The sequence below is a fragment of the Veillonella sp. S13053-19 genome (assembly GCF_002959835.1).
Taxonomy (GTDB): domain Bacteria; phylum Bacillota; class Negativicutes; order Veillonellales; family Veillonellaceae; genus Veillonella; species Veillonella rogosae.
On sequence record NZ_PPDA01000007.1, the window covers coordinates 234,916 to 247,355 of the forward strand.

Annotated in this window: 11 protein-coding genes and 1 pseudogene; 8 read left to right on the plus strand and 4 right to left on the minus strand. The window is 38.2% G+C overall.

Translation table 11 applies throughout. The features are described 5' to 3' along the window. The first annotated feature begins 218 nt into the window (after nt 1-218). The 7 genes and pseudogenes from VEHSUH06_RS02920 to VEHSUH06_RS02950 all read left to right on the plus strand — a co-directional run bounded on the left by VEHSUH06_RS02920 (nt 219) and on the right by VEHSUH06_RS02950 (nt 7,954). Entirely contained in the window at nt 219-1,685 is a 1,467-nt protein-coding gene (locus VEHSUH06_RS02920; RefSeq protein WP_009351845.1) for a DASS family sodium-coupled anion symporter, read from the plus strand. A 252-nt stretch (nt 1,686-1,937) separates the two neighbouring features. Next, a pseudogene (locus tag VEHSUH06_RS02925) lies at nt 1,938-2,342 on the plus strand (PACE efflux transporter). A gap of 58 nt (nt 2,343-2,400) precedes the next feature. Continuing rightward, nucleotides 2,401-2,904: a hypothetical protein gene (locus VEHSUH06_RS02930; RefSeq protein ID WP_105097703.1), complete on the plus strand. Its 504-nt coding sequence runs from the start codon at nt 2,401-2,403 to the stop codon at nt 2,902-2,904. Between the two features lie 152 nt (nt 2,905-3,056). Then, nucleotides 3,057-4,190: a PLP-dependent aspartate aminotransferase family protein gene (locus tag VEHSUH06_RS02935; protein WP_105097704.1), complete on the plus strand. Its 1,134-nt coding sequence runs from the start codon at nt 3,057-3,059 to the stop codon at nt 4,188-4,190. Nucleotides 4,191-4,200: 10 nt separating this feature from the next. Continuing rightward, nucleotides 4,201-5,385 (plus strand): MalY/PatB family protein, encoded by a 1,185-nt coding sequence (locus tag VEHSUH06_RS02940; RefSeq protein WP_105097705.1) that lies wholly within the window; start codon nt 4,201-4,203, stop codon nt 5,383-5,385. A gap of 61 nt (nt 5,386-5,446) precedes the next feature. After that, a complete protein-coding gene (gene metA / locus VEHSUH06_RS02945) occupies nt 5,447-6,406 on the plus strand; it encodes a homoserine O-succinyltransferase (protein ID WP_105081568.1) in 960 nt (319 codons plus the stop codon). A gap of 276 nt (nt 6,407-6,682) precedes the next feature. Beyond that, nucleotides 6,683-7,954 (plus strand): O-acetylhomoserine aminocarboxypropyltransferase/cysteine synthase family protein, encoded by a 1,272-nt coding sequence (locus VEHSUH06_RS02950; protein WP_009352070.1) that lies wholly within the window; start codon nt 6,683-6,685, stop codon nt 7,952-7,954. A 169-nt stretch (nt 7,955-8,123) separates the two neighbouring features. Here VEHSUH06_RS02950 and VEHSUH06_RS02955 read toward each other — a convergent pair whose 3' ends face one another. From VEHSUH06_RS02955 to VEHSUH06_RS02965, 3 genes are all read right to left on the minus strand, one after another. Then, the gene (locus VEHSUH06_RS02955) at nt 8,124-8,927 is read right to left on the minus strand and encodes an IS3 family transposase (RefSeq protein WP_233187870.1); all 804 of its coding nucleotides are present in this window, start codon (nt 8,925-8,927) and stop codon (nt 8,124-8,126) included. A 23-nt stretch (nt 8,928-8,950) separates the two neighbouring features. Continuing rightward, nucleotides 8,951-9,502 (minus strand): helix-turn-helix domain-containing protein, encoded by a 552-nt coding sequence (locus tag VEHSUH06_RS02960; RefSeq protein WP_233187871.1) that lies wholly within the window; start codon nt 9,500-9,502, stop codon nt 8,951-8,953. 457 nt (nt 9,503-9,959) lie between these two features. Then, the gene (locus tag VEHSUH06_RS02965) at nt 9,960-10,547 is read right to left on the minus strand and encodes a PepSY domain-containing protein (protein WP_105097707.1); all 588 of its coding nucleotides are present in this window, start codon (nt 10,545-10,547) and stop codon (nt 9,960-9,962) included. Nucleotides 10,548-10,900: 353 nt separating this feature from the next. Between VEHSUH06_RS02965 and VEHSUH06_RS02970 the strand changes: the two genes are divergently transcribed. Continuing rightward, nucleotides 10,901-11,467 carry a biotin transporter BioY gene (locus VEHSUH06_RS02970; protein ID WP_009352175.1) on the plus strand — a complete coding sequence of 189 codons (567 nt, stop codon included), beginning with the start codon at nt 10,901-10,903 and terminating at the stop codon, nt 11,465-11,467. Nucleotides 11,468-11,652: 185 nt separating this feature from the next. Here the strand turns inward: VEHSUH06_RS02970 and VEHSUH06_RS02975 are convergent, their stop codons facing one another. Further along, nucleotides 11,653-12,417, minus strand: coding sequence for a TIGR03943 family protein (locus VEHSUH06_RS02975; RefSeq protein ID WP_009352067.1), 765 nt, complete (start codon nt 12,415-12,417; stop codon nt 11,653-11,655). Nucleotides 12,418-12,440 lie beyond the last annotated feature (23 nt).

Genomic DNA, 12,440 nt, shown 5'->3' on the forward strand with positions numbered 1-12,440 from the left:
TTCTTTGTAGTTACCACCACGCTCTATCAGTTCGTGATGTGTCCCTTGTTCCACAATTGTGCCGTTTTCTACTACTAGTAGGATGAAATTTATTACTAAAAGTTTATTATCAATTAATAAGTATTATGATTGAGTTTATATCATTTTATTAAAATTTTTGATATACTAAATAGGCAATTTTTGCAATTTTTGTTTTGAAGTAGTAAGGAGAGTTTCTAATGAAGTTGAATTGGAAATTATTCGCACCGCTTGTAGTAGCTATTATTGTATGGCTCATCGGTGCTCCTGAAGGTCTTAGCGCAAATTCTTGGATTTATGTAAGTATTTTCGCAGGCCTCGTGGTAGGGTTGATTTTAGAACCAATGCCACCAGCTTTTATCGGTATCATTGCTGTTACCGTGTCTATGTTGTTTAAGGTTGGTCCTGCCCCTGTGGTAGATAAAGCAACCGGTGTCGCTAAGGCGATTACTGATGCGCAAGCTATCAGCTGGGGTCTTAGTGGTTTCTCTAATGCCATCGTATGGTTGATCTTTGCCGCTTTCATGATTGGTATTGGTTATGAAAACTCTGGCCTTGGTCGTCGTATTGCTTTGTTCCTCGTAGCAAAGCTTGGCAAGTCCTCTTTAGGTCTTGGTTATGCTATCGCTATTACGGACCTTGTATTGGCGCCGTTCATCCCAAGTAATGCGGCTCGTTCTGGTGGTACCATTTATCCAATCGTATCTAGTATTTGTCCAATGTTTGATTCCTATCCAGATAAGAACCCTCGTAAAATTGGCTCCTATTTGAACTGGGTAGCGTTGGCAACTACATGTGTATCTAGCTCTATCTTTTTGACTGGTGCAGCGCCAAACCCATTGGCTCTAGAATTGTCAGCTAAATCTGGTATCGTAGCGGCGAACTGGGGCACATGGTTCCTCGCATTCTTGCCAGTAGGCCTTATCTTGTTCATCATCACTCCATTGTTGACCTATGTATTCTGCAAGCCAGAGGTGAAAGGCTCCCCTGAAATTGCAGCATGGGCAAAGGATGAGTATAAGAAACTAGGCTCCATGACACGCAGTGAAATCTTCATGGCCTTAATTTCTGTATTGGCTCTTGTGTTGTGGATTGGTGCTTCTACATTCAAAGTAAACCCTACAACAACAGCTTTGATTGTTATTATTTTGATGATTTTCACTAAGATTATGACATGGCAAGACTTCCTTGCTAACAAACCAGCATGGAATGTTTTGACTTGGTTTGCTACACTCGTACCTATGGCTTCTGGCCTTAAAAATGTAGGCTTCTTAGATTGGCTTGCTAAATCTGCTGGTGGTTCTTTGGTTTCTTTAGATCCTACAATGGCAGTTCTTGGTTTGTTATTAGCATTCTGCTTGCTTCGTTACTTCTTTGCATCTGGTACTGCTTATGTAACAGCTATGGTAGGCTTGTTTGCTACTTTAATTCTTCAAATTCCTGGCGTTGATCCAGCGCAAGTTATGTTGATTCTGTTAGTACCTATGGGGATTATGGGTATCCTTACACCATATGGTACTGGTCATAGCCCAATCTGGTTTGCTAGTGGCTATAATAAAGGCCCTGAATTCTGGAAATTGGGCGCTATCTTTGGGATTATCTACCTCGCGATCTTTATCGTGGTGGGGATTCCATGGATTCAGTTCGTAATGCCACTTTTAGGATAGGCTTTCCGCCGCCATATGTCTCTCTGCGCTCCATTCGCTGTAAGTCGCTGGATAGACATATGGCGGCTTCTTCTATCTTAAAATGGCATAGCTCACTTCAAGAGAGCAAGTCGCTTAGTAGATACAATGCGGCTTCTTTTTATCCTGAAATGGCAATATTTAACAAAGCTCGACAAATGCAAGAAAATTACTATAATAGTGGTGTGATGGTAAATTACTTGTCTGGGGTTTTTACTGGAGGTGTTTATTATTATGTCTACTTCGGAGCGAGTTGTACAGTCAGTTTTATATGAGCTTGGTTGTATTTTAATTGGTTGTTTGGTAATGCAGTTTGTTCCGCATGAGGGGCAGCCTTTTGTATTAATGGTTATTTTTTCCTTACTAGCTATGGTTTGGAATTTTGTGTTTAACTGGATTTTTGATAAACTAGTACCAGGTGATCGATTAGCGCGAGGCCCTTTAATTCGCACCGTTCATGCTGTGTTATTTGAAGGCTTATTTATGCTTGCAACGGTGCCAATTATTATGTACATGATGCAGATGACCTTTTGAATGGCTTTTATGACGGATATATCTATGACATTAGCTATTTTAGGTTATACATATGTATATAATTGGGTATATGATCGGGCGCGTCTATATTTTGTAGAGGCTTAATTTGAAATATGAGGTAGGTACCTCTTGTAAAATCTATATCGTATAGTAGGAGGTTCTTATGTCTACAAAGTCTATTACGGGCACAGGTCTATTGTTGGCCGTAGCCTTGTTGGCGCAAAGCTTGCGCATTATTTTTCCATTTATTCCTAATCAGGTGAGCATGTTCCTCATCGGTTCTATTACGTCTGCAACCTTTGTACTTGCCACATGGCGTTATGGTTGGAAAAATGGTCTTGTCATTGCTTGGATAGCACCAGTTGTGGCGCATTTACAAGGTATGTTACCGTTGCCACCGTTCATCTTGATTACGGCACTTGGCACCACTGCCTATGTATTCGTAGCTCACTGGCTACAACATAAACCAAAGGCTTTACTTATTATTGTTGCTGCCTTGGTAAAAGCAGGCGTTCTTTTTGGTGGTTATTCTTTGTTCTTTTCATTGTTTCAATTCCCACCAAAGATTGTAAACACTATGTTATTTGTATCTAGTTGGCCACAATTAGTGACATCCTCTTTGGGCATTATTTTGGCTCTACTTATTACAAAACGTACTAAAAATTAGTCTAACTTAACTTAGAGTTATGACAACCCATTCAAAATAGATATGACTTTTTAGGGGCACTCAGGCTGTATGAGTGCCCATTTTTGTTGACCTTAATCATTGTCTACTTTTATAATTAACATATTGTATACAAATATGAGGAGTTGATTGGAATGAAATTTAATACAAAATGTGTTCACGGCAGTGGCAAGCCAGATAATACTGGTGCAATTTCCCCTGCAATTTATATGTCTAGTACATTTTCTCATCCACAATTGGGTGATACGACAGGTTACCAATATACGCGTGAGTCTAATCCGACGCGCGACCGCTTGGAACAATTGATAGCAGGCCTTGAAGAAGGTACGGATGCATTAGCATTCTCTTCTGGTATGGCCGCAGTGGATGCCGTATTCCATCTATTTTCCCCTGGAGACCATATCATTTTAGGCGATGATTTATATGGTGGCTCTATCCGTATGTTCACAAATATTTACGAACAAAATGGCATCGAGTTTACCTATGTAGGTACATCTGATCTTGATGCGGTGAAAGCTGCTTTCAAACCGAATACAAAGGCTGTTTATATTGAAACACCAACAAATCCTATGATGGAGATTACCGATATTCGCGCTCTCTGCGCGTTGGCTCATGAGCGTAATGCGCTTGTAATCATCGACAATACATTCTTGAGCCCATATTTCCAAAAACCTTTAACGTTGGGGGCAGATATTGTCGTTCATAGTGGTACAAAATTCATCGGTGGTCATCACGATGTAATTTCTGGTTTCACTATTGTGAAAGACGATGAGTTGGCTGCGAAATTGTGTCTAACTTACAAAACCGTAGGTGCTTGCTTATCTGCAATGGATAGCTGGCTCGTAATTCGCGGCGTCAAAACATTGGCCCTTCGTATGGAGCAACATCAAAAGAATGCCATTGCTCTTGCTGAATGGCTCAAAACACAACCTAAGGTTACTAAAGTATTGTTCCCAGGTCTTCCTGAACATCCAGGCTATGAAATTAATAAAGCCCAAACGACTGGTTTTGGTGGCATGTTATCTTTTGAAGTAGATAGCGAAGAAACGGCTAAAACAGTATTAGAAGGCATTGAGCTAATTCAATTTGCTGAAAGTCTTGGTGGTACAGAGTCCTTGTTGACCTACCCTGTAACGCAAACACATCCAGATTTAAAACCAGAAGATGCTGAGCGCAAAGGTATTACACGTCGCTTATTGCGTCTATCTGTAGGTATTGAAGATACTGATGACTTGATTGCGGACTTGGAACAAGCTTTCAATAAATAAAGGAGTTCCTATGGGACAATATAATTTTGATCAAATTTTAGATAGAACTCACACAAAATCCTTGAAATACGATTTTGCTGTCAAACGCGGTAAACCAGCCGATGTGTTGCCATTCTGGGTGGCAGACATGGATTTTGAAATTCCACCTGAATTGAAACAAATCTTATTGGACCGCGTGAACCATGGTGTATTTGGTTATACCGAATCCGATGACGAATACTTTGAAGTGCTACAAAATTGGTTTACTACGCGCTTTAACTGGACGCCAGACCGAAAATGGCTCGTTAAAACACCAGGTATCGTCTTTGCTTTGGCCATGGCTGTTCGCGCTTTCACCAAGGAAGGTGAAGGGGTGCTCATCAATCAACCGGTGTATTATCCATTTAGTATGGTTATCGACGATAATGACCGTCGTCTCATCAATGTGCCATTAATCAAAGGTGAAGATAAGTACACCATTGATTTTGAGGGCATTGAACGGGCTATCGTTGAGGAAAATGTAACATTATTCCTCTTATGTAATCCCCACAATCCGGTAGGCCGCGTGTGGACTGAGGATGAGTTAAAACGACTTGGCGATATTTGTATTAAACATAATGTACTCATCGTAAGTGATGAAATCCACGCTGATTTTGTTTGGAAAGGACATACTCATAAGGTCTTTGCTGACCTAGGTGAAAGCTATGCAGAACACTGTATCGTATGTACTGCACCGAGCAAGACTTTCAACATCGCTGGTCTTCAAGTAAGTAATATTTTCATTCCTAATGATTCCTTACGTCGCCGTTTTATTAAAGAAATCGATCGCGCTGGCTATAGTCAGCTAAATACGATGGGCATCGTTGGTTGTGAAGGGGCCTATAAAGTAGGCGGCCCTTGGCTTGATGAATTAAAAGAATATATTCAAGATAATATTCAATTCACCATTGATTATGTAGCAAAATATATGCCGAAGATTCATGTATATCGTCCAGAAGGGACATATCTCATGTGGTTAGATTGCTCAAAGTTACCATTAACTCCTAAAGAACGTGATGAATGGATCATCAATGAAGCTAAGTTGTGGCTTGATACAGGTTCTATGTTTGGCGTAGATGGGGAGGACTTTGAGCGTATTAATGTAGCTTGTCCTCGTAAGGTATTAGAAGAAGGACTCGAAGCTTGGCGACGTGCCTACGAGACTAAAGGCTTTTAATTAGCTTGGTTACACTGTTTAGATTAGGTTATCAAATTGTAGAATATGTAGAGGTGACAATATGCCTATTAAAGTAATAAAAAATTTACCGGCCATTACGAAATTAGCTCAAGAGAACATTTTCGTTATGGATACTGAACGGGCGGAAAATCAACAAATCCGACCTTTGAATATTCTGTTAATCAATTTGATGCCTACTAAAGAGATTACAGAGACTCAAATTTTACGTGCTCTCAGTAATAGCCCGTTACAAGTTAATTTGACATTAATACATACGGCATCTCGTAAAGCAAAAAATACAGATGAACAGTATTTAGAAACCTTCTACCGTACCTTTGATGAAGTAAAAGATCAATTCTTTGACGGCATGATCATCACAGGGGCCCCTGTAGAGTTAATGCCTTTTGAAGAGGTAGACTATTGGCCTGAGCTCGTAGAAATTATGAACTGGGGCGAAGAGCATGTATGCTCCACGTTTTATATTTGTTGGGGTGCTCAAGCTGGTTTGTATCATCACTTTGGTATTAATAAATCTATTATGGATGAAAAACTATTTGGTGTGTATGAACATGATATTTACAATGATCGCCCAGTGCTCTTGCGTGGCTTTGATGAAAAGTTCTGGATGCCGCATTCCCGTCATACAACAGTTTCTTTACAACAAATTAAAGAAAATCGCGATTTGGAATTATTGGCAGGCTCTGATCCAACAGGAGCAGCTATTGTTCGTAGCTTAGACAATAAACACATCTTTGTCTTTGGTCATGCTGAATATGATTGGGATACTCTCAATCGTGAATATGAGCGAGACATCAACAAAGGTATGGATATTGCAGTTCCTGAAAATTACTTCCCTAATGACGATCCAAAACAACGTCCAATCGTGCGCTGGCGTTCTGTAAGTACATTGTTATTTACGAACTGGTTAAATTACTATGTTTATCAAGAAACACCGTACATCATTGAACAAATCCAAAAAATGAAATTTGAACGTGATAAAAACTTAGGTGCTTATATCTAAGCTTTTGTTAGTCATTATGCCCCTAATTGCTTCTGTTAGTCTCTTATGAGCTCGTTCGGCAGAGGTAATTAGGGGCTTTTTGCTACGTCTTATCATAAAACAATTACCTTACTTAGGATGTATTAGGAACATGTCTAGCTACCTCTAAAGGTCACTATAGTTTTAAGTTATGGAGAAGTTCATATAAAAAATAGTAGACATATTTTTTAAAGCATAGTACTATACTAGGTATAAATAACGAACTAAATTCACAGTTAATATAAAGGAGTTGTCATAATGAGTAAACAATACAGATTTGAAACATTACAATTACATGCCGGTCAAACGGTAGATCCAACAGGTGCGCGTGCAGTACCTATTTACCAAACTACATCTTTCGTATTTAAAGACGCAGAAGAAGCAGCAGGTCGTTTTGCCTTAACTAATCCTGGTGGCATTTATTCCCGCCTTGGCAATCCTACTACTGATGTATTAGATGCGCGTGTGGCACAACTTGAAGGTGGTGCAGCTGGTATCGCAGTAGCATCTGGTTCCGCAGCGATTACATATTCCATCTTGAACGTAGCTAATGCTGGCGACAATATCGTAGCAGCTTCCACTTTGTACGGTGGTACTTACAACTTGTTCACAGCTACATTGCCACGTTTGGGTATTCATACTAAATTTGTAAATCCTGATAATTTAGAAGAATTCGAAGCAGCTATCGATGAAAATACAAAAGCTGTTTATATCGAATCTATCGGTAACCCTGGTATTAACCTTATCGACGTGCAAGCAGTAGCTGATATTGCTCATAAACACAATATCATCTTGATCGTAGATAATACATTCGCATCTCCATACTTGTTCCGTCCATTAGAACATGGTGCTGACGTAGTTGTTCACTCTGCTACTAAATACCTTGGTGGTCACGGTACAACATTGGCTGGTATCGTAGTAGAATCCGGTAAATTTGATTATAAAGGTTCTGGCAAATACCCTGGCTTCTCCGAAGGTGATGAACACTATAATGGTTTAGTATTTGGTGATTTGCCAATTCCATTCACTGTAAAAATCCGTGCTCAATTGCTTCGTGATACAGGCGCATGCATTACTCCGCTTGCATCTTGGCAAATCTTGCAAGGTATTGAAACCTTATCCTTGCGCGTAGAACGTCACGTTGAAAATACTCGTAAAGTAGTAGACTTCTTAAGCAAACATCCAAAAGTAGCGTGGGTAAGCTATCCAGAATTAGAAGATAACAAATACAAAGCATTAGCTGATAAATACTTCTCTAAAGGCGTTGGTGCTGTGTTCACATTCGGCGTAAAAGGCGGTAAAGAAGCAGGTATTAAACTTGTTGACTCTTTGGAAATCTTCTCCAACCTTGCTAACGTAGCCGATGCTAAATCCCTCGTTATTCATCCTGCATCTACAACACATGCACAACTTAACGAAGAACAACAAAAATCTGCTGGCGTAACACCAGATATGATTCGTTTGTCCATCGGTCTTGAAAATGTAGATGACATCATCGAAGACTTGGCACAAGCATTAGATAAAGCATAATCTCTCCAATCTCATTGGGAAAACTATAGAACTATCTTTCAGAACACACAAATGACATCCTTAAGCTAGACCTCGCTTAAGAAATAGAACAAAGAACTATCAAACCTATAAAAACTTATACAAAAGACCTCCCTGCGTGATCTGCACCCATTTTCTTGGACAGATATAATTAAGCTACTTTTTGGGAATGAGTTCGGTATTCTACCGGACTCATTCCTTTTAATTTGAGCTTAATACGTTTTGTATTGTAATAATCAATATAATCTCTTAATTTGTTAATAAAATCTTCATAGGAAGTAAATTTCTCTAAATATAACAGCTCTGATTTTAGTAAGCCAAAGAAGTTTTCCATCACGCTATTATCCAAACAGTTTCCTTTTCGAGACATACTTTGGATAATAGCGTGATTTTTTAATGTTTCTTGATAACTGCTATGCTGGTACTGCCATCCTTGATCTGAGTGTAAGATGCACCCTTTGCTATGTGGCCTGTTTTTAAAGGCTTTATCCAGCATAGATAACACCTGTGTTAGTACAGGTCGTTCTGATATTTCATAGGATACAATTTCACCATTATACATATCTAAGATTGGTGATAAGTAAACCTTACGCCCAAACAAGTGGAATTCGGTAATATCTGTTGTCCATTTTTGATCTGGCTTTGTTGCAATAAAGTTTCGATTAATAATGTTAGGAGCAATTTTTCCTTCGTTTCCCCTATATGAACGGTACTTCTTTAGACGGACTTTACAGGTTAAGTTTTCTTCCTTCATAATACGCATCACAACTTTATGATTTATATTGAAGCCTAATTTGTGTAATGCTATTGTGATTCGTCGATATCCGTAACGACCCTTGTTCATCGATACAAGGGTACGAATAGCTTCTCGTTCCTCTATATATTTATCCCCTTTATTAATGCTGGCTAGGCGTGCATAATACGTACTTCGACTAATACCAAAGTATTTGAGCATAAACTGAAGAGGATATATGTTTCTTAATCTTTCGATGGCAATTGTTTGTGCTTTTTTTTTACAGCTCTATTGGGTTTAGCTATTTCACGCATTTCTTTCATAAAGTCGTCATAAAAAGATATTTCATACTTTAATCGAGCATTTTCAGCTTCCAGTTCTTTAATACGTTCCTTATCTGATTTTTGGCTTGAATCTACTTCTATTTTAATTTCTTTCTTAGTCTTCATAGGTGGTCTACCTTTAGGCTTGGGTTGCAACCCCAAAATCCCTTCATCTAAATACCGCTTTTGCCATATGGCAATTAGACTAGAGTTATCTAAATTAAATAATTCTGCTGTTTCATTAAAGGATAACTTATTCTTCCACCTAGTTTCAAGAACTTTACGTTTAAAATCTGCTGAAAATACTTGTTTACAAATTTTATGGGTCAAATTATGACTAAGCTTAAACTTGTATAGCCAATTTCTTACAGTACTTTCTGGAACTTCAAGCTCTTTAGCAATTCTTAAGCGTCCCCATCCTTTTTTAGAAAGATAAATAGCCTTTTCTTTTACTTCTTTTGAATATTTTGACATAAAAAACTGCACCTCCAAAAATTGTGTCCAATTTTTGGGGTGCAGTTCAGCGTGGGAGGTCTTTTTGTGTTGTAACAACTATATGTATTATAAAATAAATTATCTTGCATATGAAGGGGGTTCATATAGAGTGTGTAACATGTTGAGGATAGAGGATAATATCTATATATAAAAAAGACCTTGGATTCAACGATCCAAGGTCTTTTAAAGGGAGTATAGTGTGTGTAACGTTCGGTCTGTGGTGTGTGAGCACAGACCATTTCCTATTGTGTGAGATAGGAGTTAGGTAGCCCGTGTTGAGTCCTACGGGCTCTTTGAGTTTGTGTGTTAGTTTGTGTTAGAGAGCGTATCCAGTGGATACTGTGTGTATAGTATGTGTGTTATATGTGTAGTGTGTTATATGTGTAGTGTGTCATCTAAGTGGGTTAGGATAGGGTTCACTTGATGAATTAAAATCTTAGTATTTTGTGCTTTTTACTTTAGCGCTTAACACTTTACCATTCATGCCGTCAACTTTTACTTCAGCTTTTTTGCCGCCGCCAGTTGTCATATCGAATTCGTATACAGCACGACCGTTTTCACGTTCAACAGTCCATTCTACAGTTTGGAAGTCAGAACCAACTTTTTCCATAGCTTTTGTTTCAGCTACTTCAGGGATGATGATGTTTTGAACGTTGATAGCTTTATTGCCTTTAGTGTAGCCTTTAACTTCTTTACCAACGATTTGACCAGTTGCTTCGTCTACTTTAATTTCTACTTCACGGTTGTTGTAGTAACCTTCTACTTCATAGTAAGGGTTGTGTTTAGCGTCGTAGGAAATAGATTTAACAGATGCGCCAGGGAATTGTTGTTGGAATACTGTAACAGCGCCCATGTAATCAACAGAATAGTTAGCTTGAGCGGATGGAGCTACGCTACCAACACCGTTCCAGTTGCTATGGTTGTTGTAAGCATGGTTGCTAGCTGCGCCAACTACACCTGCTAATAATACTGTACTAACGCCGAATGCACATAAAACTTTGGATACTTTCTTAACATTTTTCATAATTAATGCCTCCTGATACCAAAATATCATTTTTCGTTTTTTACGATTTTGTGAAAGTAGATTTTACTCAATCTACTTATGTATAATTTAATATTGTTATATGAATATAAGATGAAATCAATGTCTTTTTGCATGAAGATGAGTATATCTTTTAGTTATTATGAACTGTTGATAATAACTATAAGGTATAGTCAAAAAGATAAAAAGATTGAAAATATAGTATTTATAGTTATATATAGTATTAGACTACATAGTTAACTAAAAGTCAATCGTTATAGTTGACAATTAAAAATACAAGTGCTTTAATTTAGGTAAGTAGTAGTTTGTTATTGTCTTATTAATGGAGGTATACCATGAGTTCTACCGTATCGAAACAAACTCGCATTACCACCCGTCAGTTAACAATGACTGCACTATTTGTGGCTTTGATTGCCGTAGGTGCTTTCATACGGGTGCCATTACCTAACTGTCCGTTTACATTGCAGATCTTATTTACCACATTGGCGGGCATTGTATTAGGTAGTCGTTTAGGCGCTGCTAGCGTGGGCATTTATATTGTACTGGGCCTGATAGGGGTACCTATTTTTACCTCTGGCGGCGGTCCTGGTTATATTTTGCAACCTACCTTTGGCTATTTGATTGGCTTTATGGTTGGCGCTTATGTTGTAGGTCGAATTGCTGAATCGATGGATACCTTATCCTTCAAACGATTATTAGTGGGTTCCATATTAAATCTATTAATTGTATATGGCCTTGGTATGGTCTACTTATATTTCATTATGAACTTGTACTTAGGCAAACCAATTGGTGTTGAAGCTGTTATTATTACATGCTTCTTGATTCCCGTAGGTCCAGATATTTTCCTTTGTGCTGTAGCAGCATCTTTAGGTAAAAGAATCATCAAAGAACTACATCACTAATGCAATGCGTTGATGATAATATCTTAATTGTACAGATATTCTAATTAAATAGATATGATTATTAGCATACAGTATGTGTCTCTAAATTTAGTTAATAATATAGACTTTAAGACATTTGTATAGAACGTAATCATTCTTAATAAAAACGAGGCGTATAGCCTCGTTTTTATTTGTGTAATTTTGTTTTATGGGTAGACATAACCTAAAATTGGTTCTGCTGATTTGATTTTTGTGATTTCTACATATGGTTGTTGACGACCGTGGAAATCTCGAGTAGAAACTTTACCTTCGATAGATACCCATTGTTCATTTTGTAAGCTATCTCCATCTGCTTTAAATGCAGTCATGCCGATAGGGGCAACGTCAGCGATACAGCAAGCCATAGCCATGCGAGAAATAGTAAATTCGTTAGGCTTTAATGTATTATCTTCGCGATTTACATAGCCTGTCATATATACAGTGTAATCTTTATATTGCTCTGCATTAGATCCGACTTTTACAATGGTTTGATAGAAATTGTCGGAGTTTAAAACGATTTCTTTTTTGTCTTTGGAAATACCAGGTTGTTTGCTTTCACTATTAACCGTAATTACTTCGCCAATAGCGTCATTTGTAAAGTCAAAGTTATTCGTATCATCGTTTACACGAACGGCACCGTGAACACCTGTAGATGGAACGAGTACCGGTGGAACGATGAGCAATACAATCGGGATAATAATAGGAACTACAGATTTCCAATTATGTTTGTAATATCTTGATGGAGCCCAAATAATCGTCGCTAGACCACCTAAGATGAGGGCCACGCTACTAATTCCGAGTAAAAGCTCGTAACGCGGTGCGATATAGTTTAAATAACGACCTGTCACGATGAGGTACACACAACAAATACCTAATGTGAGGTACAGCAAGCCTTTCACGATGGAAAAGCGATCTTTTAGTCTTAATGTCATGAAATCATCTCCTTTTGTAATCA